This window comes from Pseudomonas sp. ok266 (assembly GCF_900110195.1).
Lineage (GTDB): Bacteria > Pseudomonadota > Gammaproteobacteria > Pseudomonadales > Pseudomonadaceae > Aquipseudomonas > Aquipseudomonas neuropathica.
In genome coordinates, this window is record NZ_FOCU01000017.1 from 17,060 (window position 1) to 41,237 (window position 24,178).

The window sequence follows — 24,178 nt, forward strand, 5'->3', positions numbered from 1 at the left end:
CGAATGTGGGAGCGAGCTTGCTCGCGAAGGGGCCATCAAAACCACCGCAAAACCTCAATCCGGCAACTGCTCGACGACAATCCCCAACCGCCGATAATCCTCGACACTCCCCGACGCCACATGCCGTTCGGTAATCAGCGTATGCAGGCGCGTACAAGGCGCCACCACAAACGGCTCCACCGCTCCCAACTTGTCCGCCGAAGTCACCGCTATCACCCGCGTCGCGCCCTCCAGCATCGCCTGCTTCACCGGCACTTCATCGAAATGCAGCGAGGTAATCCCCACCTCCGGATGAATCGCGCACACCCCGGTAATCGCCAGATCCGCCTTGATCCCCGCCAGCAGCCGCAGCGCCTCATGCCCACCCGCCGCCATCGTTCGCGGGTTCAACTGGCCGCCGGCGAGAATCACTTTCACACCCTTGAATTCAGACAAGGCAATTGCCGTCATCGGTGAAGCGGTCACCGCCGTGATGCTGATATCGGCACGTAACGAGCGCGCCACTTGCAGCGTGGTCGAGCCGGAATCGAACAGCACAATCTGCCCGTCCTCAATCTCCTGCGCCGCTCTTTGCGCCAAACGGATTTTCACCTCATCGGTCTCGTCCAGCCGGGTGAAATAGTCCTTGCCGGAGTCTTTTGGACGCGGCAACGCGCCGCCGTGGACACGCTGCACCAGCCCGCCATTGTCCAGTTCGGCGAGATCGCGGCGGATGGTGTCTTCGGACACCGCAAAGTGCTGACTCAATTCGGAGGCCATGACCTTGCCGTCACGCTCAAGGAGCAAAAGGATTTTCTGCCGGCGCAGGGATGGCAGTTCAGCCGCGGAATGATCGTGCATGGTTATGCCTGTTTATGCTTGTAGTTGCAGGTTTGTGCGAGCTTAGCCAAAGCCCTGAGCAAACACAAACCGGCGGGGTATCAATCGTTTCGATCATTGGAATCAACAAGGCGAATTTTTTCTTTGCTTTCAACCTGTTCAGAATGGCCCCACTCTAAAAGGCTCAGGATGAACACCTCATGAATCTCAATTTTGCGTTTGCGTGCATGATCGTCGTGTCGTTTGCGATTGCCCTCGGCCACGCCTGACAGCGCCTCAGACCGACGCCAGCAAATGCTCACGCAGCCATTTGTGCGCCGGATCGCGGTGCGAACGTTCACCCCAGAACATCGCCATCTCGTAGCCTGGCACTTGCAGCGGCGCATCGACCACTTGCAAGGCCGGGTTGCCACGCACCAGACGTGACGGCAGCATCGCCACCAGATCGGTGCTCGCCAACACCGACATCGCCATCAGAAAGTGCGGCACCGACAACACCACTTTGCGCATCAGCCCGACATCGGCCAACGTCCGGTCAGTCACCCCGAAAAAGCCCCCGCCCTCGCGCGACACCATCACGTGCTCCAGCGCACAGAACTGTTCGCGGCTCGGCGCATGCATCAAATCTGGATGCCCGACTCTACCGGCGAGCACATAACGTTCGGTGAACAGTGGTCGCCGATGCAAATCCGGCGGCGCGTCTTCGCTGATGTGCAGCGCCAGATCGAAGACGCCCTGCTCGGCCTGTTTAACCAAATGCGCCGGCGTCAGATCGATCACCGCCAGACGCGTGCCCGGTGCCTGCTCACGCAAGCTGCTCAGCGCCGGCAGCACCACCGTCGACTCGCCGTAATCGGTCGCGGCGATCTTCCAGGTGTGCGTCGCCTGCGCCGGGTCGAACGCACTGGCCGGCGCCACCGCTCTCTCCAACGCCTCCAACGCTTCGCGCAACGGCTCACGCAACTCATCGGCGCGCGCCGTCGGGCGCATGCCGCGCGGTCCGGGCAACAGCAGCGGATCGCCAAAGACGTCGCGCAACTTGGCCAGATGCACACTCACCGAAGGCTGCGACAGGTTCAGGCGTTGCGCCGCGCGGGTGACGTTGTGCTCCGACAGCAACACATCGAGGGTCAGCAGCAGGTTGATATCCAGCCGTCTCAAATTATTCATGGCTATACCAGACATGTTAGACATTCATTTCCAATATACCGGTTGAACGCCGATCCTGCTGTTACTCAGCTAACGGAGCTTCAACATGAACGTCTTACTCGTTTACGCCCATCCAGAACCGACCTCCCTCAACGGCTCGCTGCGCGACTTCAGCGTCCAGCGCCTGCAAGCCGCCGGTCACACCGTGCAGGTCTCCGACCTTTATGCAATGAACTGGAAAGCCACCCTCGACGCCGACGACGCCCCGCAGCGCGATGCGACGAAACCGTTCCACGCCTCGCTCGACTCGAAAGTCGCCTACGCCGAAGGCTCTCAGGCTGCCGACATCGCCCGTGAGCAGGAAAAACTGCTATGGGCTGACGCGCTGATCCTGCAGTTTCCACTCTGGTGGTTCACCATGCCGGCCATTCTCAAAGGCTGGGTCGATCGGGTGTACGCCTACGGTTTTGCCTATGGCGTCGGTGAGCATTCCGACAGTCGTTGGGGCGAGCGTTATGGCGAAGGGAAAATGCAAGGCAAACGGGCGATATTGATGGTCACCACCGGCGGCTGGGAATCGCACTACGCACCGCGTGGGATTAACGGGCCGATGGATGATTTGTTGTTTCCGATCCAGCACGGGATTTTGTATTACCCCGGTTTTGAAGTGGTGCCACCGTTTGTGGTGTATCGGACCAGTCGGATGGATGCGGCGCGGTATGCCGAGACTTGTGATGAGCTGGGGCGGCGGCTGGATGAGTTGTGGAGTGCACGGCCGATTGGGTTTCGGCAGCAGAATGGTGGGGAATATGAGATTCCTGCTATGACCTTGAAGAGCGATATCGCGCCGGATAGCGAAGGCTTCCAAGCACACATCCGCTAGCGCCGCATTGCCCTCACCCCAGCCCTCTCCCAGAGGGAGAGGGAGCCGACCGTGTTGGATGTTCGAGTTACGCCGACCTGGTATATCGAGCCGAACTCAAATTTCGAACAGCCCACAATCGGCTCCCTTTCCCCCTCGCCCACCTGGGAGAAAGGGGACTGACCGAGTTGCTTTTTCGCGCCACACCGACCTGATATCTCGAGTTGAACTCAGATTTTGAAAGGCACCGAGATCGGCTCCCTTCCCCCTCGCCCCCCTGGGGGAGAGGGCTGGGGTGAGGGGGATGGATCTAACTGACACGCCGCAACATGCAGGCATCAGTGGCTCCGGTCAGGCCTCTTCGCGCGCCCGCCGCACTTGCACCAACAACGCCGGCGCGAAATGCAACAACACCATCCGGCTCAAATGATGCGTCAGAATAAACACCACATTCAGCCCGCCACCAAACGCGACAATCGCAATCGTCTCAATCGCCCCCGGCATATACGCCAGCCATAGCGACAGCGGATCGCAGCCCAACCAGCGCGCCGCGACTTCAGCAAACACAGCCGCAACCACGATCATCAACCCAACCGAGACCAACGCCGTGCGGCCGTGACGCGTCAGCTCCGCGAAGCCGAGACCTTGAAACCGTGAGCCGATCCGCACGCCGAGAATCAGCGCCGCCAGGTTCAGACTCCAGTCCGGCATGTGAAACCCGTGCAACCATCCCGATTTCACAAACACCGCCGTAATGATGATCGCCGTGAGCATGAACGGCGCCGGTACGCCGATCACCAGCAGCAAGCGCCCGAGCAGCACGCTCAACGCGATGACCGAAAACGCGGTCAGCGCCATGCCTGTCGTCAAAGGGTCGCCATCGGCAACCGCCACGGCAGCGGCTTGACCGGGAATCAAGAAACTCACCAACACCGTGATGAGCAGCAAGCGCATCAGATGCACGATGATGACCTTGCTCGACGCTTTCTCCGACTCGAGTAAATCGAACACTGCGGCCAGCGCACCGGGATAAACCGCCAACAGCGCATCAGTGCGATTCCAGCCTGCACCGCGCGTCAGCCACCATCCGGCCAATGCGATCTGCACTGCCAGGCAAATCAGCAACACGCCGAGGCTCGGCAACATCGTCGAGGCCGTCTCGCTGTCCCACGCTTCGAACATCAGCCCGGTGGCGATGCCCAGCGTGACCTGGATGTAGCCCAGTCCATAAGGAGTTGCCGGGGCGATACCCGTTTTGCTGGCAAACAATGCGGTAACGACAATCGAACCCAACAGCAGGCCATGGGGTACGCCTTCGAACTGCAACAGCGCGCCGAAACCGGCAGCCATCAACAAACAGAGAATGGATTTCATAGTCGCCTTCCTGGCTAATAAACTGACCCAACATCACCCAATAATGATTAGTCCCTGTGGGAGCGAGCCTGCTCGCGAAAGCGTCTTGCCAGTCGCAAATAAGTCACTGACTCGACGCCTTCGCGAGCAGGCTCGCTCCCACAGGGATTTCGTTCACATACGCAACCGTGCAATCGCCCTTCGATACTTTTCGATTCGCTCCAGATCTTCCCAACTCGGCGAGGCAATCCGCGACAGGTCGCTGTTCTCTTCCAGATCCGCCAATTTCACCACCCGGCCAATTGGGTTCTGCGCGGCGCGGTCGACGAAGTCTTCATAGGACTCGCCCGGCACTTTGGTCACGGATTCGATAGCGCTCAAAACTTCCTCGCTGAAACCTTCCTTGCGCAAGTCATCGAGGCTGACACCACAATCCTCAACCACGTCATGCAGCACGGCAACGATGCGTTCTTCCAGCGTGCTCATCCGTAACATGACTTTCAGCGGATGCAGAATGTACGGCGCACCGCCCTTGTCGACCTGCCCGGCGTGGGCCGTGGCGGCGATGGCGATAGCGCGTTCGAGGGTCTGGGTCATGAAAATCTCCGAGGGTTAGACGCCGTAGCGGCCGCCGACATGGATGTTGCGTTTGAGCCAGTTGCCGATTGCCCTCAGGCGTCCGATGGGCTTCGCAGGCCCGGAATGACGCTGAAGAATCAACGACACCAAGGTAGCCTGATCGGCTTTCGGATGAGCATCGATCAACTCGGCAACCCACGCGCAATCAGCCTTTTTCAGATGCTCACGCCACTCGCCGGGCCAAGCTTCCAGCTCATCCAGCGCCAACCAGCGGGCACCGCCATGTTCCATATGCCCGCCGGCCATCGACTGCTCGAAACAGAAAGGCGTGTCTGGCTTATCAGGGTCAATGTGAAACAGGTAGATGTCGTGAAATGGATGTTGTGAGGGGAGCGCGTTGTTGCGGCTGCCGATTTCGATCATGGGCAATATTCCATTCCTTGGGCGCTAATGTTTCTGATTGTTTCGCAGTGTACGCGACGGGAGCAAATCAAAAACCCGATGGAACCTCCCTCCTCCACAGAATCTCGAATCTGTATTAGCGCCAAATCACCGATCAGACACGGCGCCTTTGAAGAGGAAACCCCGATGAACATTCGCTTCCTGCTTCTGATCGCCACCTTCGCCATCATCCCCACATGCGTCATGGCCGAAGGCTGCGACGTCCAGACCCAATCCTCCAGCGCCTCAGTGCCGTCGGTCGAAAGCCACAGTTGTTATGAATACGAAGGCATGCCGGTGAACTCAATCGACTGGTCATGCAGTAACGAAAGCAAAGACATGCTCAGCAGCACCAAAACAAAGGTCGAGCACTGCGCCGATCACTATCAGGCTACATGTATCGCCACGATTACCCAGGAATCTCTGGCCAACCCGCACTCCACCAGCAAGGACAAAAACGCCAAAGCCCTGAACATCCCCGACAACGCACAAGTGACCACGTATTACTACGACGTAGAACATTTGGCTCAGGCGCGGATTGATTGTGAGAATGGTGGTGGGCATTGGAAAACGAAGTAAGAGTCTGGCAGGCATTAAAAGCCCGGCTCAAGGCCGGGTTTTTCAAACGCACACCATTGACTAGCTGCCACCTCCGCTGCCGCCGTTGCCACCACCGCTGCTACTGCCTCCGCCCTGACCCGCGCCACTCGGCTTGGAACCAGCGGGCACTGGCCCATTGTCGGTTTTACCGCCATCCGCGCCTGGGGGCAGCGCATTGGCGTCCGGATCGGCATTCGTAGCGGGCGAAGCTGGCTCCCGCGTCTGGCTGCTGCCATCGTTTGCCGTCGGGGTGGACGTTTCGCCAGCCGCAATTGCATATAGCGAACTGCCGGAGATAAGCGCCGCGAGTGTAAACACCGCAATTTTATGGTTCAGCATAATGCTTTTCCTTTGCTAGGTGATTTACAGCATTGGAAGACCGGCTGGCGTGAAGGTGCGGTGTATCGGATGAATGGTCATGGTTTAGGCAAAAAAAACCGACGCCTGTTCAGGCATCGGTTTCCCCTATTGGTGACAGGTACCGGATATCAGCGCTTCATCGCTTCACACTGGCTGTGCAGAATCTTTCAATTGGCACTTATTCTTTGGGCGTACTGACCAAGCAGGCAGAGAAGTATTTGTTCTGGAATTCAGTGGTCGCGGCCGTTTGCTGCTCTGCGGTTTCGCGCCGTGGCTCTTCATATGCATCTTGAATGAGCCTCTGATACATCTTGGTGATCAACTTATTCTCATTTTTTTCCGATATATCCCAAAGCGTCGCCATGGGCGCACCATCCTGACGCGCCTGCATCACGACCATCGCGGCGTTTTCCAGGATCTTGCAGCCTTTCAGATATTCGGTTTTTGAGATGGCTTGTGCGGAAAAGCTGCAAGTAAGTAATGCAGCACATACAAAAAGACGATTACGTAGCACAGTGTTCTTCCTTGGAAAAATGGCCCGGGACTCTATCATTGATATCGTAATGCCATCAATTCGAACTGATCTGCAAGGTTCAACGTTTCAGGGCTTCGCAGCGGGTGCGCAGGTCATGGTTGTCGATATTCCCGCAACTGCTGCCGCCGGTCGTGGCGTTGCAATAGGCTCGTTGATCATGGTCATCGATGTTGCCGCAGGAACTGTTGCCCTGCTCCGCATTGCACCGCGCACGCAAGTCGTGATTATCAATATTGCCGCAACTGCTGCCGCTCTTCTTCGCGTTGCAGTAGGCGCGCTGATCATGGTCATCGATGTTGCCGCAGGAGCTGCCTCCCAACTCGGCGTTGCACGAGGCGCGCAAATCGTGATTATCGATATTGCCGCAACTGCTGCCGCTCTCCCTCGCATTGCAATAGGTCCGCTGATCGTGGTCGTCGATGTTGCCGCAACTGGCGAACGTGTAACTGCTGAACATCAACAACATGGCGAGTAATAGTCTCATCACACACTTCCTTGGGTTGCCAGGAAACAGCCTGGCACTGGTTGATCCTGTTCAATGAGCGTCGCGACACGCCATCAAATTGACATCGTTTTTTAGGAAAGTTCAAATTGAGGTGTGTGCGGATTTGAGTTCTGAAAAAGGCGCAGGAAAACGCGCCGTGTGGTGAGGGGATTCGTCCGTCGAGAGCATCGCCAGGATCCTGGTGCAGGATGTGAGTGATGTGTTTCGGATGATTGAGCAGCGGGGGTTTGAGCCCGCCTCTTAAAAAGAACAGGTAAGGAAAGCGCGGGCATTCCTACTCCACGCATTAGCGAAGTGATGCAGGCAAACCTAAAAAGAAATAATCCGCACTGGTGACAGATCACTTTATAAATAGATCTGTCACCTTTTCGTTTTTTCCTGGAAAAAACTGATTCTTCGGAAACGGCATGATTAAAAAATCTTGCATAGCCGTCTTCTATTCTAAATGACACCTGATGAGGGCAGCCTTATGGCTGCCCTCATTAATTAGAAATTCGCTGGCGTATTCGCACTAATAATCTCAGCCTCATCCGCCCCGATATTCCGAAACTTATGCGGCAGCGTGGTCGGAAAATAATACCCATCCCCCGCATTCAACACACTCACCGACCCATCCACGGTCAACTCCACCGTGCCACGGGTGACAAGCCCACACTCCTCGCCCTCAGCATGCACAATCGGCTCTTCCCCGGAACTCGCACCCGGTGCGTATTGCTCACGCAGCAAGCGCATCTGACGACTTGGCACCGAGGCGCCGATCAGCAGCAGGCGCAGGCCGTGGCGGCCGAGGTCGGGTTGTTCGTTGGCGCGGAAGACGTATTGGTGTTCGCGCGGGGGTTGGTCGAAGGTGAAGAAGTCGGCCAGGGACATCGGTATGCCTTCGAGCAGCTTTTTCAGTGAGCTGACGGAGGGGCTGACGCGATTCTGTTCGATCAGGGAGATGGTGGCATTGGTCACGCCGCTACGCCGGGCCAGCTCACGCTGGGAGAGTTTGTAGCTTTCGCGTACTAGTTTGAGTCGAGAACCCGTATCCATGACTGCCTTATGTGAGAACGACTTAAGGGCGATGGGGGTGGGTGGCGGGTGCCGCGCGAGGGGCGCGGATCACGTTGCTCCCGTGTCCCGGAACCGTGAAAGGCGGCTATTAAATCACGTTTGCCGGTGTTGCTCAGCAGGTTCGATGGACGGAGGGATAAAAGTCCCTCTGGCCTTGGTAATACGGACCTGTAGGAGTGAGCCTGCTCGCGATTGGGCGGCACATTCACCATTATTTTTGACTGGATAACCGCCTTCGCGAGCAAGCTCGCTCCCACAGGGTTTGTGGTGTTTCTGTGGGAGGGATGGTGGCTGGGCTGGCCTCATCGCGAGCAGGCTCACTCCTACATTTTGATATTTGGTGTATCAGGTAAAAAACCGGCGGGGTCTTGGGGCCGCCGCCGGGGAGGTAACCTAGATGCCGAAACGGTCGCGCAGCGAGTAGTAGACGGCGCCGAGGGCGGTGAGCGGCGCGGAGAACGTGCGGCCGCCGAGCATTGGCATGTGCGGCAGCGATGCGAAAGCATCGAAACGTTCGGCGTCGCCACGGATCATTTCCGAGATCAGCTTGCCGGCCAGGTGCGAGCAGGTAACGCCGTGGCCGCTGTAGCCTTGCATGTAGTAGGCGTTTTTCTCGATGCGGCCGAATTGCGGCATGCGTGACATGGTCAGCAGGAAGTTGCCGGTCCAGCGGTAGTCGATTTTCACGTCTTTGAGCTGCGGGAAGGTCTTGAGGATCTTCGGGCGGATCAGTTGTTCGATGTCGTCGGGTTCGCGTGCGCCGTAGACCACACCGCCGCCGTAAAGCAGACGGTTGTCGGCAGTCAGGCGGTAGTAATCCAGCAGATAGTTACAGTCTTCGACGCAGTAGTTGTTGGTGATCAGGCTGCGCGCCTGCTTCTCGGTCAGCGGTTCGGTGACGACGATCTGCGAGCCGCACGGCATGCTTTTCGCGGTTACGCGATTATCCAGACCTTGCGGCAGGTAGGCGTTGCCGGCGATCAGCAGGTACTTGGCGCGGACCTGACCTTTGGCGGTGCGCACGACGTTGGGCTCGCCGTATTTGATTTCTACAGCCGCTGATTGCTCGTAGATCTTGCCGCCCAAACGCGTGATCGCAGCCGCTTCACCGAGGGCCAGGTTCAGCGGGTGAACGTGGCCGCCCTGCATGTCGAGCAGACCACCAACGTAAGCATCGGAGCCAACTTCACGACGGATATCCGCTGCGTCGAGCATCTTCAGATTGCGGTTGCCATAACGCTCCCAGCCGCGCTTCTGCTCAGCCAGACCGTTGAGTTGTTTCTTGTTCATCGCTGCGAAGATACCGCCCGGGCGGTAGTCGCATTTGATGTCGTATTCCTTGATGCGCGAACGGATGATGTCGGCACCTTCGAAGATCATGCTGCCGAGGATTTCCGCAGTCTTGTCGCCGTAGCGCTCTTCGATCACGTCGACGTCGCGGCTATACGAGTTGACCAGTTGACCGCCGTTGCGACCACTGGCGCCGTAGCCGACTTTCGCCGCTTCCAGCACCGTCACTTTGTAGCCGGCTTCGGTGAGGAACAGCGCCGAGGACAGGCCGGTGTAGCCGGCGCCGATAATGCAGACATCGCACTCGACCGACTCTTCCAGAACCGGAAAGTCGATGACTTCGTTGCGAGTGGCGGCGTAGTAGCTGTTTACGTGTTGCTGTTTCATACGTTTCTCCGAGGGCCGCCAATAGAAGGCGACCACCGCTGTAATAGAGTCAGAGCTTGATCCAGGTCGCTTTCAGCTCGGTGTACTTGTCGAACGCGTGCAGCGATTTATCGCGACCGTTGCCCGACTGCTTGAAACCACCGAACGGTGCGGTCATGTCGCCACCGTCGTACTGGTTGACCCAGACGCTGCCGGCACGCAGACCACGAGCGAAGGTGTGCGCCTTGCTGAGGTTGCTGGTCCACACGCCAGCGGCGAGGCCGAAGATGCTGTCGTTGGCGATCTGCAGCGCTTCTTCGGCGGTGTCGAAGGTGATCAGCGACAGCACTGGGCCAAAGATTTCTTCCTGGGCGATGGTCATCGCGTTGGTCACGCCGTCGAAGAGCGCCGGTTGCACATAGAGGCCGCCGGTTTCTTCGAGGGTGCGTTGGCCGCCGGCGATCAGTTCGGCGCCCTGCTCGCGACCGATGCTGATGTAGCGCAGCACGTTATCGAGTTGACGCTGATCGACCACGGCGCCGACGGTGGTCGCCGGATCCAGTGAATGACCGGGTTTCCACGCTTGCAGCGCTTCCACCAACAGCGGAATGAATTGCTCGCGAATCGAGCGCTCGACCAGCAGACGCGAACCGGCGGTGCACACTTCGCCCTGGTTGAAGGCAATGGCGCCGGCCGCGGCTTGTGCTGCCGCGCGCAAGTCCGGGGCGTCGGCAAACACCACGTTCGGGCTCTTGCCCCCGGCTTCGAGCCAGACGCGTTTCATGTTGCTTTGCCCGGCATAAATCATCAGTTGCTTGGCAATCGCCGTGGAGCCGGTGAAGGCCAGCACGTCGACGTCCATGTGCAACGCCAGCGCCTTGCCGACGGTGTGGCCGAAACCTGGCAGCACGTTGAACACGCCTTTCGGAATGCCGGCATCCAGCGCAAGCTGAGCGATACGGATCGCGGTCAGCGGCGATTTTTCCGAGGGCTTGAGGATGAACGAGTTGCCTGCTGCCAGTGCCGGCGCGAACTTCCAGCTGGCCATGATCAGCGGGAAGTTCCACGGCACGATGGCCGCAACCACGCCGGAGGGTTCACGGGTGACCAGACCGAGTTGATCGTGCGGGGTGGCAGCAACTTCGTCGTAGATCTTGTCGATGGCTTCGGCACTCCAGCGGATCGCGTTGGCGGTCGCCGGGATGTCGATGTTCATCGAATCGCTGATCGGTTTACCCATGTCGAGGGTTTCCAGCAGCGCCAGTTCTTCCTGGTTCTGCAGGATCAGATCGGCGAAGCGAATCAGAATGCGCTTGCGCTCGGCCGGGGCCTTTTTCGCCCACACGCCGGACTCAAAAGACTGGCGCGCAACTTCAACGGCGAGGTTGGCGTCGGCTTCATCGGTGCTGGCCACGGAGGCGAGGAAACGGCCGTCGACGGGGCTCAGGCATTCGAAGGTGTCGCCACTGATGGCCGGGCGGTATTCACCGTTGATGAACGCGCGGGCTTCGATGGTCAGGGACTGGAAGCGTTGTTCCCAGTCGTTGCGGGTCGTTGTCATTGTTGTGGCTCGACAAGGGGGGATTGGGGGTGTCGGGTTGCTGTGTCTGGGTTGAGATGGCTGCCCTCACCCTAGCCCTCTCCCGGGGGTAGAGGGGACCGACCGAAGTGTCTTGGGATCTGCACCGACCTGAACGACCGAGTCGAATATGGATTCGGCAAAAATCGTTCAGGTCAGCGGATTGCCCGAGCATCCCCGGATCAGTCCCCTCTCCCTCCGGGAGAGGGTTAGGGTGAGGGGCTCTTCAGCTTTTGAGGGCCTCAGCCAATCACACCGTATGCAGATACCAGTTGTACTCAAGGTCAGAAATCGAGTTCTCAAACTCGGCCAGCTCACTCTCTTTACACGCGACAAACACGTCGATGTACATCGGGTCGATGTAGCGGGCCATGACTTCGCTGTCGTCCAGCTCGCGCAGTGCGTCGCGCAGGTTGTTCGGCAGGCTCTGCTCGTTCTGCTCGTAGCTGTTGCCTTCCACCGGGGCGCCCGGCTCGATCTGATTGGTCAGACCGTGGTGAACACCGGCCAGCACCGACGCCATCAGCAAGTACGGGTTGGCGTCAGCACCGGCGACGCGATGCTCGATACGCACAGCATCGGCCGAACCGGTTGGCACACGGACCGCAACGGTGCGGTTGTCGATGCCCCAGCTCGGCGAGTTCGGTACGTAGAACTGCGCGCCAAAACGGCGGTACGAGTTGACGTTCGGGCAGAGGAACGCCATTTGCGCAGGCAGGGTCTCCAGCACACCGCCGATCGCGTGACGCAGTGCGGCGTTCTGCTCGGGATCCTCGCTGGCAAAGATGTTGTTGCCCTCTTTGTCCAGGATCGAAATGTGCACGTGCAGACCGTTGCCCGCCTGGCCCGGATACGGCTTGGCCATGAAGGTGGTGTCCATCTCATGGTCGTAGGCGATGTTCTTCACCAGACGCTTGAGCAGGACGGCGTAGTCGCACGCCTTGATCGGGTCGGAGACGTGATGCAGGTTGACTTCGAACTGCGCCGGGGCGCTTTCCTTGACGATCGCGTCAGCCGGGATGCCCTGCTCTTTCGCGCCTTCGAGGATGTCTTGCAGGCAATCGACGTATTCGTCGAGGTCGTCGATCAGGTACACCTGAGTCGACACCGGGCGCTTGCCGGACACCGGCGAACGTGGCGATTGCGGACGACCGTTCACGTTGTCCTGGTCGATCAGATAGAACTCGAGTTCGAATGCCGCGCAGATGGTCAGGCCGAGGTCGTCGAATTTGCGCACGACGTTGGCCAGCACTTCACGCGGGTCAGCGAAGAACGGCTGGCCTTCGATCTCGTGCATGGTCATCAAGAGTTGTGCGGTTGGGCGCTTCTGCCACGGCTCGATGCTCAGGGTGCCGGGGATCGGGTAGCAAATACGGTCAGCGTCGCCGATGTCCAGACCCAGGCCGGTGCTTTCCACCGTGGAGCCATTGATATCGAGCGCGAAAAGCGAGGCCGGCAGGTTGATGCCTTTCTCGTAAACCTTATGAAGACTGGTGCGTTCGATGCGCTTGCCGCGCACCACACCGTTCATATCCGCAATCAGAAGGTCGACGTACAAAACCTCAGGATATTTCTTAAGGAATGCGTTTGCTTCGTTGAGTTGAACGGTACGCAGAGGGACCGACATGATGCACCTATTTAGCTGTTAATTATTATGTTCACTGCTGTTTCGCCGAGCCAGTCAACCCGAACGGCAAAGTGAAGTCAATAGCGAACAGATGGCCGCTCAGGGTTTATTTTTCGGGCTTTTTTTAACACTTGCGTGCCAATGCAGGGGTCACAGCTCCGGAAATCATGAAGATATGATGAACGGCGTTTAGAATTTTTTACATGGCAGTTGTTAATTAAAATCAACGAGGCTAAGCTCCGGAAAAGCTCGTTCAAGTGTCAAACTTCGAGGTGAATAAAAATGGCATTCAAGCCATTGATCGGCGTTACTGCGTGCGTCAAACAGATTGGCCTGCACCCCTATCACATCAGCGGCGACAAGTACGTACGTGCTGTCAGCGTTGGCGCTAACGGGTTGCCAGTGGTCATTCCTTCCCTTGGCAACCTGACTGAAATCGAAGACCTGCTCGGTCAACTCGACGGTCTGCTGCTGACCGGCTCGCCCTCGAACGTGGAACCTTTCCACTATCAAGGCCCGGCCAGCGCCCCCGGCACGGATCACGATCCGGCGCGGGATGCCACCACCCTTCCTTTATTGCGTGCAGCCATTGCGGCGGGCGTTCCGGTGCTCGGCATTTGCCGGGGCTTCCAGGAAATGAACGTGGCGTTCGGCGGCAGCCTGCATCAGAAGGTGCATGAGCTGCCGGGCATGCTCGATCACCGTGAAGCCGACAGCCCTGACGTGGCCGTGCAATACGCACCGGCTCACGCGGTGACGGTATTGAGCGGCGGCGTGTTCGAAGCGCTGGGGTTGCCGGGTGAGTTCCAGGTCAATTCGATTCACAGCCAGGGCATCGATCGTCTCGCGCCCGGCCTGCGTGCCGAAGCGGTGGCGCCGGACGGCTTGATCGAAGCGATCTCGGTCGAGCACAGCCCGACCTTCGCCCTCGGCGTGCAATGGCACCCGGAATGGCAAGTACTGGACAACCCGAACTACCTGAAGATTTTCCAGGCCTTCGGCGCGGCTTGCCGGCTACGGGCGACGCGGCGCAACCAGCGCTGACTCAACCCAAGAATCCGTAACGATTTACTGCCCCCACGGACGTCGGGTGTGCCTTTGCGCATCCGTCATTCGTGAACAACACCCGTAATAACAACAAGTACGACCCAGGCAGCCAGGACGGCGGCGCCGACCAAGCCGGACGGCGGGAGCAAGACCTTCAGATCAATGCAATACCCTGTGGGAGCGAGCTTGCTCGCGAAAGCGGTGTGTCAGGCAACAACGACGTCGACTGACACGACGTTTTCGCGAGCAAGCTCGCTCCCACAGGGGGATGTGATCCGACCGGGAATGCACCTGCAGGCTTGCAATCCACTTAAGCCCGGCCACATTGGCCAGGCGAACGAAACCTGTTGGGAGTTTCACATGGCAAACGCCTCCAGCACTTACAGGAAGGCACTTGAAGGTCATCAGCAACCGAAAAAGGTGCTGGTGAAAGTCGATCGTGTCACCAAGAAGTTCGACGAAACCGTGGCAGTGGACGATGTGTCCCTGGAGATCCATCAGGGCGAAATCTTCGCCCTGCTCGGCGGCTCCGGTTCGGGCAAATCGACCCTGCTGCGCATGCTCGCCGGTTTCGAGCGGCCGACCGAAGGGCGGATTCTGCTCGACGGCGTGGACATCACCGACATGCCGCCGTACGAGCGGCCGATCAACATGATGTTCCAGTCCTACGCGCTGTTCCCACACATGACCGTCGCGCAGAACATCGCCTTCGGCCTCAAGCAGGACCGTTTGCCGGCCAGTGAAATCGACGCCCGTGTCGATGAAATGCTGCGTCTGGTGCACATGACCCAATACGCCAAACGCCGTCCGCACCAGTTGTCCGGCGGTCAGCGTCAGCGCGTCGCCCTCGCCCGCTCGCTGGCCAAGCGTCCGAAGCTGTTGCTGCTCGACGAGCCGATGGGCGCGCTGGATAAAAAGCTGCGTTCGCAGATGCAACTGGAACTGGTGCAGATCATCGAACGCGTCGGCGTAACCTGCGTGATGGTGACTCACGACCAGGAAGAGGCCATGACCATGGCCGAGCGCATCGCGATCATGCACCTCGGTTGGATCGCCCAGATCGGCAGCCCGGTCGACATTTATGAAGCGCCGGTCAGCCGCATGGTCTGCGAGTTCATCGGTAACGTGAACGCCTTCGACGGCACCGTGGTGGAAGACCTTGAAGGTCACGCGATCATCCACAGCCCGGACCTGGAACAGAAGATCTACGTCGGTCACGGCGTCAGCACCTCCGTGCAGGACAAATCGGTCACCTACGCGATCCGTCCGGAAAAAATGCTTGTCAGCACGACCAAGCCGGAGTTCCGCTACAACTGGTCCGAAGGCAAGGTGCATGACATCGCCTACCTCGGCGGTCACTCGGTGTTCTACGTCGAATTGCCCGGCGGCAAAATCGTCCAGTCGTTCATGGCCAACGCCGAACGCCGTGGCGCGCGTCCGACCTGGGACGACAAGGTTTACGTCTGGTGGGAAGACGACAGCGGCGTGGTACTGCGCTCATGAGAACCTTCAATCAGCAATTCCTGCGCCTGGTGCCCAGCGGGCGAAAACTGGTGATCGGCATTCCGTTCATCTGGCTGTTCCTGTTCTTCATGCTGCCGTTCTTTCTGGTGATGAAGATCAGTTTCTCGGAAGCCGCGCTGTCGATCCCGCCGTATTCGGAGATCTACACCTACGCCGAACAGAAATTCCAGCTGATGCTCAACATCGGCAACTACACCATGCTCGGCGAAGACGAGCTGTACCTGTCGGCCTACCTCGGTTCGCTGAAGGTGGCGGCACTGAGCACGATGATGTGCCTGCTGATCGGTTTCCCGATGGCCTACGCGATCACCAAGACCGGCAAGGAAACGCAAAACGTCCTGCTGCTGTTGATCATGATGCCGACCTGGACCGCGATCCTGATCCGCGTTTATGCGTGGATGGGCATCCTCAGCAACAACGGTCTGCTCAACGCGTTTTTGATGTGGACGGGGTTGACCGATCACCCGATCGAGATCCTCAACACCAACACGGCTGTGTATATCGGCGTGGTTTACGCCTACCTGCCGTTCATGGTGTTGCCACTGTACGCCAACCTCGTCAAGCACGATGGCAGCCTGCTGGAAGCCGCGCAGGACCTGGGTTCGAGCAACTTCAACAACTTCTGGAAAATCACCGTGCCGCTGGCCAAGAACGGGATTATTGCCGGCTGCATGCTGGTGTTCATTCCGGTGGTCGGTGAGTTCGTGATTCCGGAACTGTTGGGTGGCCCGGAGACCCTGATGATCGGTCGCGTGCTGTGGCAAGAGTTCTTCAATAACCGCGACTGGCCGGTGGCGTCTGCCTTGGCGGTGGTGATGCTGTTGATCCTGATTGTGCCGATTCTGCTGTTCAACCGCAGCCAGGCCAAAGAGATGGAGGCACGGGGATGAAACGCTTCGGTTTTTCCAAGTTCATGTTGATCTTCGGCCTGATGTTCATTTATCTGCCGATGCTGATTCTGGTGATCTACTCGTTCAACGCATCCAAACTGGTGACAGTCTGGGGCGGCTGGTCGGTGAAGTGGTACGTCGGTTTGCTCGACAACACGCAACTGATGGGCTCAGTGGTGCGCTCGCTGGAAATCGCCTGCTACACGGCGATTGCTGCCGTGGCGCTGGGCACCCTCGCCGCTTTCGTGCTGACCCGCGTCACGCGCTTCAAGGGTCGCACGCTGTTCGGTGGTCTGGTCACCGCGCCGTTGGTGATGCCTGAAGTGATCACCGGTCTGTCGCTGTTGCTGCTGTTCGTGGCCATGGCGCAGTTGATCGGCTGGCCACAGGAGCGTGGCATCGTCACGATCTGGATCGCCCACACCACGTTTTGTGCCGCTTATGTCGCGGTGGTAGTCTCCGCCCGCCTCCGCGAGCTGGATCTGTCGATCGAAGAAGCGGCGATGGATCTCGGCGCGAAACCGTTCAAGGTGTTTTTCCTGATCACCATTCCGATGATCGCGCCGTCGCTGGCGGCGGGCGGGATGATGTCGTTCGCTCTGTCGCTGGATGACCTGGTGTTGGCAAGCTTCGTTTCCGGGCCGGGTTCGACGACCCTGCCGATGGAAGTGTTCTCGGCGGTGCGTCTGGGCGTCAAGCCTGAGATCAACGCCGTGGCCAGCCTGATTCTGCTGGCGGTGTCGCTGGTGACCTTCCTGGTCTGGTACTTCGGCCGCAAGGCAGAAGCCAATCGCAAACGAGCGATTCAGGAAGCGATGGATCAGACCGCAAACGAGTCGTGGCAGCCTCAGCAATCCGCAGCAACCGCTTAACCTGTAGTCAGCCCCTCGGTCAGTCCCCTCTCCCCCTGGGAGAGGGTTAGGGTGAGGGGGCTTTGCGTAACGTGAATAAAAAGAATGGAGTTGTACCGATGAAAATGTTTGGCAGGACTCTGCTGACACTGTCCTTAATGGGCGCGATGGTCATGGGCGCCCAGGCCAACGACAAGGTGCTGCGTGTTTACAACTGGTCCGATTACATCGCGCCGGATACGGTCAAGAAGTTCGAAGACGAGACCGGTATCCGCGTGACCTACGACGTCTTCGACAGCAACGAAACCCTTGAGGCGCGTTTGTTGGCGGGCAAATCCGGCTACGACCTGGTCGTGCCGTCGAACAGTTTCCTGGCCAAGCAGATCAAGGCCGGCGTCTATCAGACGCTGGACAAATCCAAGCTGCCGAACTGGAAGAATCTCAACCCGGTGCTGCTGAAAAACGCCGCCGCCAGTGATCCGGACAACGCCCACGCGTTCCCGTACATGTGGGGCTCGATCGGCATCGGCTTCAACCCGGCCAAGGTCAAGGAAGTGCTCGGCGCCAACGCCCCGACCAACTCCTGGGACTTGCTGTTCAAACCGGAAAACGCTGAAAAACTCAAAGCCTGCGGCATCAGTTTCCTCGATTCGCCGACCGAAATGATCCCGGCCGCCCTGCACTACCTGGGCTACCCGGTGAACGACAAGGACACCGCGCACATCAAGGAAGCCGAGGCGCTGTTCATGAAGATCCGCCCGAACGTGGCGTACTTCCACTCCTCGAAATACATCTCCGATCTGGCCAACGGCAACATCTGCGTGGCGGTCGGTTACTCCGGCGACGTGCTGCAGGCCAAGGCCCGCGCGGTGGAATCGGGCAACAACGTGGTGATCGACTACAGCATTCCCAAGGAAGGCGCCGGCAGCTTCTACGACATGGTCGCGATCCCGCGCGATGCGGCGAACGTCGAGAACGCCTACCTGTTCATGGACTTCCTGATGCGCCCGGAGATCATCGCCGAGATCACCAACAGCAACGGCTACAGCAACGCCAATGCGGCGGCGACGCCATTGGTGGATGAAGCGATCCGCAACGACCCGGGGTCGTACCCGTCGCAAGCGGTGATGGCGACGCTGTATGCGGTGCCGGATCAGCCGATTGCCACACAGCGAATCATGACCCGTGGCTGGACCCGGGTGAAACTCGGTAAGTAAGCCAGCGAAAATCCAAATGTGGGAGCGAGCTTGCTCGCGAAAGCGGGTGAACAACCGCTAAAGATGTTGGATGTGCCGACGCCTTCGCGAGCAAGCTCGCTCCCACAGGGTCAGTGGCTGACTCGAAGAAATTTATGATTTCCCGTTCACGCAGCGCCTTACCACCGCTGCACCCTGCAATGAACGGCCTCACCTGGCTTCCTCGGTCAAGGTGAATTTCAGGCGCCCTCGGGCGCCTTTTTTTGTGCCTCAGATCAGCGACCAGTCCTGCAGGATCCGATAGCGCCCTTTGTGCGATTCGAACAAGGCAAAACGTTCAGCGCGCAGGAAAAACTCTGGCGGCGTAGCAGATTCCGGCTCTGGCGCACGGTAGTCTCGGGCCAGGGTCAGATGCGGACGAAACTCGCGGGGCGTCTCTTCAAAACCGAACGGCAACATCGCCTGTTCCAGCGCGTAGACCAGGCGCAGCAACGCCGGCGGTGCCTGCTCGGGCGCGAGCGACAACACCCCGGGGCGATGCCAGACCTGCAGTCGATCAAGCGGAATTCTCAAGGCCTCTCCCGGCGTACGCACTTGTCCGGCGGCCTCACAGACTTCGTTGATCTGCGCCAAGGGCACGGCGCCGAGAAACAGCAGCGTCAGGTGAAAATTGTCCGCAGGCACCGGCTTACCGGTGCGTAAACCCAACTCCCCGCGCCACTGAGCAATTGTCTTGCGTTGCACCGCCGGGCAATCGAGGGCGAAAAACAGTCGCTTCGCTTCTTCGGTCATGGCCCTGCTCCCCTGTTCAAAGTGATCCGCCGGATTCTACACAGCCTGATCTGACGACTCGTGACAGGAAGCTATAGTTCAAGGATTGCCATCAACCGGAGGCCGCCATGCGCGCGATCCTCAGCAAAGAACCGTGGTGGGCCCGCCCGCCCAATCCCGGGCAGGATGAAAGTGAACTGGAATGGGGCTGGCTGGTGCATTACAGCGAAGGTGAGCCGCGCTTCGAATTCGTCCGCGAGCGCCCCACCGATGAGCAGATCCGCAACCGCAAAAGCTGTCGCATCACCCCCTCGGAGTGAACACAATACCTGTAGGAGTGAGCCTGCTCGCGATGGCGTTCGCACATTCAATGCTTCATTGACAGACCCACCGCGATCGCGAGCAGGCTCACTCCTACAAAAGATTTACGCTGGTTTCAGGGTTCGAGGATATTTTTAAAGCCACCAAAGATCATCCGCTGACCATCAAACCCCATCGGGTTGACGTCCGGTTGCATGCGCGGATCTTCCATCATTTTGCCCATGCCAGCGTCGCGAGTGGCCTTGTCGGGCCAGATCAGCCAGCCGGATGAAACCGTCTCGCCTTCCTTGAGTTTGACCGCCATCGGAAATGACGTGACCTTGCCCTCCGGCACGTCATCGCCCCAGCACTGCATCACATCCTGTGCACCGTATTCCTTGAACAGCTTCGCGGCGATTTCACAGTGTTTTTTGTACTGCTCACGATTGGCGGTTGGCACCGGCGCTACAAAAATATCGATGTAAGCCATGATCACTCTCCTTGCACGTTGGGTTCGATCTGCTGGTTAGTCGAGTGCGGCGGCTGCCATTCGACAGAATTCACGCCCAAGCCGACCGACGGTTCATCACCCCCACCCAGATTGCGCTCGACCTGCCCGGCCAAGTGCAACGTGCCGGCCATAACCCCGGTCGTCGGGTTCTGCACCAGTTTCAGCCAGGCCTTGTCAAAGGTGCTGCCCAGACTGCTGCGAATCAGCGCTTCGCTGTCGGGCCGGTCATTGGCCTGGAGGATGGCGCGAATGCCGGCGACACCGACCGAGATCAGCCCTCCAGCCAGTTTCCCCGCCGCAGCCGCTACAGCACTGGCGGCCCCGCGCGGCGCCATTTCCGCTTCCATCCGCTGACTGGCGCGCTTGGCCACCGGGGCCATGCCGGCATCGGTCGAGGCAATGCCCTTGGCGCCGCCGTCAGTGTGGATCTTGTCGATCAACGCGGCATAGGCCGGCAAGGTGTTCAACGGTTCCGTGCTGATCACTTGAAACAACGAAGCATCCCGCGCTGGCGGCGGGCCCAGTGCAATGGCGGGGATTTTCTGCAAACGCCCGTTGAGCTGAGCGACAGGCACACCATGACGCTGGGCGATGAGCGGCATCTGTTGCGCCATCAACTGCGCATAGAACGCCGTCGCCTGCCCCAGAATTGCATCCGGATCGATCTCCACCGCCACCGGCGCCAGCACCCTTTCCTGATATTGCTCAAGCAGATACGCCGCCAGCCGCTTGGCCGAGGCGTCCTGCTCACCGCCGGCATTGATCGTGTACCAACTGACTTTCATCGACAGCCATTCCTGGGTCCAGTAGCTGCTGAACCACGGAATGAAATTTTCTTCAGTTTGCTGATAGACGCGAGTGCGCCAATGTTCCATCGAGCCACGGGCAAAGACTTTGACTTGCTCGGTGGCTTGCTGCGAAGCGCTGACGATTTCGCGGTCGATCTGCTGCCAGGTCTGCGGCGAGACGAACACGGCTTGCGGCGCTGACACCGGCGCCCGCGCCGAAGTGGCGCAGCCGGCCAGCAACAACAGTGCGGCGACGAGCAGCGCACGCGAGTTCACGGTTGAGGTTTCCTTTCAATAAGGAGGAGTCAGATTTGAGTATAGGTGTGGGCGTCGGACCATTTGTCCGCTATCGCGAAAACACTGCAGATCCCCTGTGGGAGCGAGCTTGCTCGCGAATGCGGTGTATCAGACACATATGAATCGACTGGCTCGACGCCTTCGCGAGCAAGCTCGCTCCCACAGTGGTCTGCGACAACCATCACTGCCATCGATATTCACCATCGCCACGATTGCCTTCCGCCCGCCGCCCGTCAAAGGCACGATTAAGCCATCCGAAACACAACGAGGAGTTCACAACATGATTCACACCCACGTCACACTCTCCGTGAGTTTCCCGGTGTTCGGCAGCAACTATTACGACCAGCACGCCGTGTCGCACAAGGCGCAGGCACTGGTGTTCAACGAAGATTTCGAAGATCTGCTGATGCCCGCCGCCACCAATCATTTCAGCAATGAAGTGGTCGGCATCAACGATCAGTTCCGTTTTCTGAGCGACATTCTCGCCACCCATTTGCTGGACATCGAGGCCTCCGTGCCTGCGCGATCCAGCGTCCGGGCGAGCGCTCACTTTTCTTGAGTATCGAGGGTTAAACAAAGAGGGCGTCCCATCGCGGGACGCCCTCTTGCGTTCAATCAGTCATCATCCCGATCACGGTAGTAGCGACGCCCGTCGCGGCGATCATCGCGGTCATCCCAGCGCCGGTCATGGTCGTAATTGCGGCCATGGTCGCGGTCGTAATGCCGGCCATGGCGGTGGTCATCATCAAAATCCGCGACACAGCCGCCGAGCAATACGGCGGCGGTCACGGTCAGCAGCATCGTTGTTGCGCGCTTCATTCAACACTTCCCTAAAACCAAGGTCTTGACGACGGAATCGGCGACGCTGCCCGCGCCTTCAGGACGCGGTGCGCGCAGCCGCAGATACGACCGGGCAAAACGCCGTTGATTCACTGGCCACTATCGACCGTTTGTCGCCCCGCCCGCGCTGCCCGAGCAGCGGCGAAATGCCACCTATACTCCTTGCAACCAAGCCCCACGCAATGGATCTGCGCCCTCAATAACAACAAGCAGAGGTGGACCATGGTCTGGCAGCAAATTTACGACCCGTTCGGCAACCCGGTGATCTCCACGCTCATGGCCGCCGTACCGGTGGTGGTGATGCTTGCGGCGCTGGCGTTCTTCCACGTCAAGGCGCATCTCGCGGCGCTGCTGGCGCTGGCGTCCGCCCTGCTGATTTCGATTTTTGCCTTCGGCATGCCGGCGAGCATGGCCGGTTCTGCGGCGTTGTTCGGTGCGGCGAATGGCTTGCTGCCAATCGGCTGGATCGTCCTCAACATCATCTTTCTGCATCGCCTGACCACCGAGAACGGCTCGTTCAAAGTGCTGCAGGATTCCCTTGCGCGGATCACCGATGACCGCCGTTTGCAGTTGCTGCTGATCGCCTTCTGTTTCGGTGCGTTTTTTGAAGGTGCGGCGGGTTTCGGCACGCCGGTAGCGGTGACCGGGGCGATTCTGATCGGGCTGGGGTTTTCGCCGTTGGCCGCGTCTGGTCTGGCGCTGATCGCCAACACCGCGCCGGTGGCATTCGGCGCACTCGGTACGCCGATCATCACGCTGGCCAAAGTTACCGGGCTGGATGAAATGGAGCTGTCGATGATGGTTGGTCGGCAGTTGCCGTTTTTCTCGGTGCTGGTGCCGTTCTGGTTGATCTGGGCCTTCGCCGGGTGGCGCAAGATGCTGGAGATCTGGCCAGCGATTCTGGTGGCCGGCGTCAGCTTCGCGATCCCGCAATTTCTGGTGTCGAACTACCACGGCCCAATGTTGGTGGACGTGATCGCCGCGCTGATTTCCATGGCCTGTCTGACGCTGTTTTTGAAGGTATGGAAACCGGCGACCATTCACACTTCGGCAGCGCTGTCAGGGCGGGTCGACAACTCCAAAGTCGAGGAAGAAAAAGTCACTGCCAGCGCCGCGTTCAGCGATCAGGCGCGCCCGGCGGTGATGCGCGCGTGGATGCCGTGGATCATCCTCACCGTGTTCGTGTTTGCCTGGGGCACTCAGGGCTTCAAGAATATGTTCGACACCCGCCCCGCCATTGATCCGGTAACCCACTCGGCCAAGCTCGACCCGCAGGGCAAGCCGCTGCGCGAAGCCAACCCGGTCTTCGCCCCGGCCGTGACTTTTAGCACTTTGCACCTGCAAATCGAAAAAGTGCCGCCGGTGGTCGCGGCACCGAAAGCGGAAGAAGCGGTGTACAAATTCACTTGGTTCACCGCCACCGGCAGCGGGATTCTGCTGGCGGCGATTGTCGGTGGTTTGCTGATGGGCTATTCGATCCCGCAACTGATCAAGCAATACCTGCGCACGTTGTGGGTGGTGCGGTTTTCGTTGATCACCATTGCGGCGATGCTGGCGCTAGGGTTTCTCACGCGCTACTCGGGACTCGACGCGACCATGGGCCTGGCGTTTGCCGCGACGGGGATTTTCTATCCGATGTTCGGCACGTTGCTCGGTTGGCTGGGCGTCGCGCTGACAGGTTCCGATACCGCATCGAACGTACTGTTTGGCGGCTTGCAGCGGGTGACGTCGGAACAGCTCGGGATCAGTCCGATCCTGATGGCGGCGGCGAACAGCTCCGGCGGGGTGATGGGCAAAATGGTCGATGCGCAATCGATCGTGGTCGCCTCCACCGCGACCCGCTGGTACGGGCATGAGGGCGAGATTTTGCGCTACGTGTTCTTCCACTCGATTGTGCTGGCGATTCTGGTCGGCGGACTGGTGACGTTGCAGGCGTATGTGGCGCCGTTTACGCATATGGTGGTTGGCTCGCATTAGCCAGGTAGACCCCATTCCCCTGTGGGAGCGAGCTTGCTCGCGAAGGCGTCCGTTCAGTCGATGAA

At 59.1% G+C, this 24,178-nt stretch carries 26 protein-coding genes and 1 pseudogene; 11 read left to right on the forward strand and 16 right to left on the reverse strand.

What is annotated here, in order from left to right; translation table 11 throughout:
- Positions 1-54 precede the first annotated feature (54 nt).
- Together BMY54_RS26860 and BMY54_RS26870 are read right to left on the reverse strand one after the other, a co-directional pair.
- Positions 55-840, reverse strand: coding sequence for a DeoR/GlpR family DNA-binding transcription regulator (locus BMY54_RS26860; protein ID WP_093440747.1), 786 nt, complete (start codon positions 838-840; stop codon positions 55-57).
- Positions 841-1,095: 255 nt separating this feature from the next.
- Positions 1,096-1,989, reverse strand: coding sequence for a LysR family transcriptional regulator (locus BMY54_RS26870; RefSeq protein WP_175559673.1), 894 nt, complete (start codon positions 1,987-1,989; stop codon positions 1,096-1,098).
- Between the two features lie 85 nt (positions 1,990-2,074).
- Between BMY54_RS26870 and BMY54_RS26875 the strand changes: the two genes are divergently transcribed.
- The gene (locus BMY54_RS26875; protein ID WP_093440756.1) at positions 2,075-2,851 is read left to right on the forward strand and encodes an NAD(P)H-dependent oxidoreductase; all 777 of its coding nucleotides are present in this window, start codon (positions 2,075-2,077) and stop codon (positions 2,849-2,851) included.
- A gap of 330 nt (positions 2,852-3,181) precedes the next feature.
- On the opposite strand, the gene BMY54_RS26880 is transcribed toward BMY54_RS26875, so the two are convergent.
- The 3 genes from BMY54_RS26880 to BMY54_RS26890 all read right to left on the reverse strand — a co-directional run bounded on the left by BMY54_RS26880 (position 3,182) and on the right by BMY54_RS26890 (position 5,185).
- The gene (locus tag BMY54_RS26880; RefSeq protein WP_093440762.1) at positions 3,182-4,204 is read right to left on the reverse strand and encodes an AbrB family transcriptional regulator; all 1,023 of its coding nucleotides are present in this window, start codon (positions 4,202-4,204) and stop codon (positions 3,182-3,184) included.
- 153 nt (positions 4,205-4,357) lie between these two features.
- Positions 4,358-4,780: an HD domain-containing protein gene (locus tag BMY54_RS26885; RefSeq protein WP_093440765.1), complete on the reverse strand. Its 423-nt coding sequence runs from the start codon at positions 4,778-4,780 to the stop codon at positions 4,358-4,360.
- A 15-nt stretch (positions 4,781-4,795) separates the two neighbouring features.
- A complete protein-coding gene (locus BMY54_RS26890) occupies positions 4,796-5,185 on the reverse strand; it encodes a hypothetical protein (protein ID WP_093440769.1) in 390 nt (129 codons plus the stop codon).
- Positions 5,186-5,350: 165 nt separating this feature from the next.
- Here BMY54_RS26890 and BMY54_RS26895 point away from each other — a divergent pair, with 165 nt between their 5' ends.
- Positions 5,351-5,782 carry a hypothetical protein gene (locus BMY54_RS26895; protein ID WP_093440774.1) on the forward strand — a complete coding sequence of 144 codons (432 nt, stop codon included), beginning with the start codon at positions 5,351-5,353 and terminating at the stop codon, positions 5,780-5,782.
- Between the two features lie 60 nt (positions 5,783-5,842).
- On the opposite strand, the gene BMY54_RS26900 is transcribed toward BMY54_RS26895, so the two are convergent.
- The 3 genes from BMY54_RS26900 to BMY54_RS31085 form a co-directional block, all read right to left on the reverse strand.
- Complete coding sequence (locus BMY54_RS26900) at positions 5,843-6,142, reverse strand: hypothetical protein (protein ID WP_093440779.1); 300 nt, start codon at positions 6,140-6,142, stop codon at positions 5,843-5,845.
- Positions 6,143-6,341: 199 nt separating this feature from the next.
- On the reverse strand, positions 6,342-6,677 hold the full coding sequence (locus BMY54_RS26905) for a hypothetical protein (protein WP_093440784.1): 336 nt from the start codon (positions 6,675-6,677) through the stop codon (positions 6,342-6,344).
- Positions 6,678-6,756: 79 nt separating this feature from the next.
- Entirely contained in the window at positions 6,757-7,182 is a 426-nt protein-coding gene (locus BMY54_RS31085) for a hypothetical protein (protein ID WP_093440790.1), read from the reverse strand.
- 172 nt (positions 7,183-7,354) lie between these two features.
- Here BMY54_RS31085 and BMY54_RS31090 point away from each other — a divergent pair.
- Positions 7,355-7,447: pseudogene (locus tag BMY54_RS31090) on the forward strand (fructose-bisphosphate aldolase); the annotation flags it as partial.
- Positions 7,448-7,689: 242 nt separating this feature from the next.
- On the opposite strand, the gene BMY54_RS26915 reads toward BMY54_RS31090, so the two are convergent.
- From BMY54_RS26915 to BMY54_RS26930, 4 genes are all read right to left on the reverse strand, one after another.
- A complete protein-coding gene (locus BMY54_RS26915; RefSeq protein WP_007950154.1) occupies positions 7,690-8,238 on the reverse strand; it encodes a cupin domain-containing protein in 549 nt (182 codons plus the stop codon).
- Positions 8,239-8,652: 414 nt separating this feature from the next.
- Positions 8,653-9,936: an NAD(P)/FAD-dependent oxidoreductase gene (locus BMY54_RS26920; protein WP_093440793.1), complete on the reverse strand. Its 1,284-nt coding sequence runs from the start codon at positions 9,934-9,936 to the stop codon at positions 8,653-8,655.
- Positions 9,937-9,985: 49 nt separating this feature from the next.
- A complete protein-coding gene (locus BMY54_RS26925; RefSeq protein WP_093440797.1) occupies positions 9,986-11,476 on the reverse strand; it encodes an aldehyde dehydrogenase in 1,491 nt (496 codons plus the stop codon).
- Between the two features lie 268 nt (positions 11,477-11,744).
- Positions 11,745-13,121 (reverse strand): glutamine synthetase family protein, encoded by a 1,377-nt coding sequence (locus BMY54_RS26930; protein ID WP_093440801.1) that lies wholly within the window; start codon positions 13,119-13,121, stop codon positions 11,745-11,747.
- Positions 13,122-13,403: 282 nt separating this feature from the next.
- Here BMY54_RS26930 and BMY54_RS26935 point away from each other — a divergent pair, with 282 nt between their 5' ends.
- The 5 genes from BMY54_RS26935 to BMY54_RS26960 all read left to right on the forward strand — a co-directional run bounded on the left by BMY54_RS26935 (position 13,404) and on the right by BMY54_RS26960 (position 18,650).
- Complete coding sequence (locus tag BMY54_RS26935) at positions 13,404-14,165, forward strand: gamma-glutamyl-gamma-aminobutyrate hydrolase family protein (protein ID WP_093440805.1); 762 nt, start codon at positions 13,404-13,406, stop codon at positions 14,163-14,165.
- Between the two features lie 363 nt (positions 14,166-14,528).
- Positions 14,529-15,671: an ABC transporter ATP-binding protein gene (locus tag BMY54_RS26945; RefSeq protein ID WP_064120849.1), complete on the forward strand. Its 1,143-nt coding sequence runs from the start codon at positions 14,529-14,531 to the stop codon at positions 15,669-15,671.
- Positions 15,668-16,582: an ABC transporter permease subunit gene (locus BMY54_RS26950; RefSeq protein ID WP_034155532.1), complete on the forward strand. Its 915-nt coding sequence runs from the start codon at positions 15,668-15,670 to the stop codon at positions 16,580-16,582. The genes BMY54_RS26945 and BMY54_RS26950 overlap by 4 nt, the downstream gene beginning before the upstream one ends.
- On the forward strand, positions 16,579-17,454 hold the full coding sequence (locus BMY54_RS26955; protein WP_038365610.1) for an ABC transporter permease subunit: 876 nt from the start codon (positions 16,579-16,581) through the stop codon (positions 17,452-17,454). Before BMY54_RS26950 ends, BMY54_RS26955 begins: the two co-directional genes overlap by 4 nt.
- Before the next feature lie 98 nt (positions 17,455-17,552).
- The gene (locus BMY54_RS26960) at positions 17,553-18,650 is read left to right on the forward strand and encodes a polyamine ABC transporter substrate-binding protein (RefSeq protein ID WP_093440814.1); all 1,098 of its coding nucleotides are present in this window, start codon (positions 17,553-17,555) and stop codon (positions 18,648-18,650) included.
- Positions 18,651-18,899: 249 nt separating this feature from the next.
- Here the strand turns inward: BMY54_RS26960 and thpR are convergent, their stop codons facing one another.
- Positions 18,900-19,421: an RNA 2',3'-cyclic phosphodiesterase gene (gene thpR / locus BMY54_RS26965; protein WP_093440819.1), complete on the reverse strand. Its 522-nt coding sequence runs from the start codon at positions 19,419-19,421 to the stop codon at positions 18,900-18,902.
- A 107-nt stretch (positions 19,422-19,528) separates the two neighbouring features.
- Here thpR and BMY54_RS26970 point away from each other — a divergent pair, with 107 nt between their 5' ends.
- The gene (locus BMY54_RS26970) at positions 19,529-19,720 is read left to right on the forward strand and encodes a hypothetical protein (RefSeq protein ID WP_093440824.1); all 192 of its coding nucleotides are present in this window, start codon (positions 19,529-19,531) and stop codon (positions 19,718-19,720) included.
- A 116-nt stretch (positions 19,721-19,836) separates the two neighbouring features.
- Here BMY54_RS26970 and BMY54_RS26975 read toward each other — a convergent pair whose 3' ends face one another.
- Together BMY54_RS26975 and BMY54_RS26980 are read right to left on the reverse strand one after the other, a co-directional pair.
- A complete protein-coding gene (locus tag BMY54_RS26975) occupies positions 19,837-20,190 on the reverse strand; it encodes a DUF1428 domain-containing protein (protein WP_093440829.1) in 354 nt (117 codons plus the stop codon).
- 2 nt (positions 20,191-20,192) lie between these two features.
- On the reverse strand, positions 20,193-21,275 hold the full coding sequence (locus tag BMY54_RS26980; protein ID WP_093440834.1) for a hypothetical protein: 1,083 nt from the start codon (positions 21,273-21,275) through the stop codon (positions 20,193-20,195).
- A 301-nt stretch (positions 21,276-21,576) separates the two neighbouring features.
- On the opposite strand from BMY54_RS26980, the gene BMY54_RS26985 reads away from it, so the two are divergent.
- On the forward strand, positions 21,577-21,855 hold the full coding sequence (locus BMY54_RS26985) for a hypothetical protein (RefSeq protein WP_007918828.1): 279 nt from the start codon (positions 21,577-21,579) through the stop codon (positions 21,853-21,855).
- A gap of 56 nt (positions 21,856-21,911) precedes the next feature.
- Here the strand turns inward: BMY54_RS26985 and BMY54_RS26990 are convergent, their stop codons facing one another.
- The gene (locus BMY54_RS26990) at positions 21,912-22,115 is read right to left on the reverse strand and encodes a hypothetical protein (protein ID WP_007918829.1); all 204 of its coding nucleotides are present in this window, start codon (positions 22,113-22,115) and stop codon (positions 21,912-21,914) included.
- 243 nt (positions 22,116-22,358) lie between these two features.
- Here BMY54_RS26990 and BMY54_RS26995 point away from each other — a divergent pair, with 243 nt between their 5' ends.
- Complete coding sequence (locus BMY54_RS26995) at positions 22,359-24,113, forward strand: L-lactate permease (protein ID WP_093440838.1); 1,755 nt, start codon at positions 22,359-22,361, stop codon at positions 24,111-24,113.
- The last annotated feature ends 65 nt before the right edge of the window (positions 24,114-24,178 follow it).

Excerpts from the sequence above, each read along its gene's own strand:
- BMY54_RS26860 (WP_093440747.1), bottom strand. The coding sequence starts at position 840 with ATGCACGATCATTCCGCGGCTGAACTGCCATCCCTGCGCCGGCAGAAA.
- BMY54_RS26870 (WP_175559673.1), bottom strand. The coding sequence starts at position 1,989 with ATGAATAATTTGAGACGGCTGGATATCAACCTGCTGCTGACCCTCGAT.
- BMY54_RS26875 (WP_093440756.1), top strand. The coding sequence starts at position 2,075 with ATGAACGTCTTACTCGTTTACGCCCATCCAGAACCGACCTCCCTCAAC.
- BMY54_RS26880 (WP_093440762.1), bottom strand. The coding sequence starts at position 4,204 with ATGAAATCCATTCTCTGTTTGTTGATGGCTGCCGGTTTCGGCGCGCTG.
- BMY54_RS26885 (WP_093440765.1), bottom strand. The coding sequence starts at position 4,780 with ATGACCCAGACCCTCGAACGCGCTATCGCCATCGCCGCCACGGCCCAC.
- BMY54_RS26890 (WP_093440769.1), bottom strand. The coding sequence starts at position 5,185 with ATGATCGAAATCGGCAGCCGCAACAACGCGCTCCCCTCACAACATCCA.
- BMY54_RS26895 (WP_093440774.1), top strand. The coding sequence starts at position 5,351 with ATGAACATTCGCTTCCTGCTTCTGATCGCCACCTTCGCCATCATCCCC.
- BMY54_RS26900 (WP_093440779.1), bottom strand. The coding sequence starts at position 6,142 with ATGCTGAACCATAAAATTGCGGTGTTTACACTCGCGGCGCTTATCTCC.
- BMY54_RS31085 (WP_093440790.1), bottom strand. The coding sequence starts at position 7,182 with ATGAGACTATTACTCGCCATGTTGTTGATGTTCAGCAGTTACACGTTC.
- BMY54_RS26915 (WP_007950154.1), bottom strand. The coding sequence starts at position 8,238 with ATGGATACGGGTTCTCGACTCAAACTAGTACGCGAAAGCTACAAACTC.
- BMY54_RS26920 (WP_093440793.1), bottom strand. The coding sequence starts at position 9,936 with ATGAAACAGCAACACGTAAACAGCTACTACGCCGCCACTCGCAACGAA.
- BMY54_RS26925 (WP_093440797.1), bottom strand. The coding sequence starts at position 11,476 with ATGACAACGACCCGCAACGACTGGGAACAACGCTTCCAGTCCCTGACC.
- BMY54_RS26930 (WP_093440801.1), bottom strand. The coding sequence starts at position 13,121 with ATGTCGGTCCCTCTGCGTACCGTTCAACTCAACGAAGCAAACGCATTC.
- BMY54_RS26935 (WP_093440805.1), top strand. The coding sequence starts at position 13,404 with ATGGCATTCAAGCCATTGATCGGCGTTACTGCGTGCGTCAAACAGATT.
- BMY54_RS26945 (WP_064120849.1), top strand. The coding sequence starts at position 14,529 with ATGGCAAACGCCTCCAGCACTTACAGGAAGGCACTTGAAGGTCATCAG.
- BMY54_RS26950 (WP_034155532.1), top strand. The coding sequence starts at position 15,668 with ATGAGAACCTTCAATCAGCAATTCCTGCGCCTGGTGCCCAGCGGGCGA.
- BMY54_RS26955 (WP_038365610.1), top strand. The coding sequence starts at position 16,579 with ATGAAACGCTTCGGTTTTTCCAAGTTCATGTTGATCTTCGGCCTGATG.
- BMY54_RS26960 (WP_093440814.1), top strand. The coding sequence starts at position 17,553 with ATGAAAATGTTTGGCAGGACTCTGCTGACACTGTCCTTAATGGGCGCG.
- thpR (WP_093440819.1), bottom strand. The coding sequence starts at position 19,421 with ATGACCGAAGAAGCGAAGCGACTGTTTTTCGCCCTCGATTGCCCGGCG.
- BMY54_RS26970 (WP_093440824.1), top strand. The coding sequence starts at position 19,529 with ATGCGCGCGATCCTCAGCAAAGAACCGTGGTGGGCCCGCCCGCCCAAT.
- BMY54_RS26975 (WP_093440829.1), bottom strand. The coding sequence starts at position 20,190 with ATGGCTTACATCGATATTTTTGTAGCGCCGGTGCCAACCGCCAATCGT.
- BMY54_RS26985 (WP_007918828.1), top strand. The coding sequence starts at position 21,577 with ATGATTCACACCCACGTCACACTCTCCGTGAGTTTCCCGGTGTTCGGC.
- BMY54_RS26990 (WP_007918829.1), bottom strand. The coding sequence starts at position 22,115 with ATGAAGCGCGCAACAACGATGCTGCTGACCGTGACCGCCGCCGTATTG.
- BMY54_RS26995 (WP_093440838.1), top strand. The coding sequence starts at position 22,359 with ATGGTCTGGCAGCAAATTTACGACCCGTTCGGCAACCCGGTGATCTCC.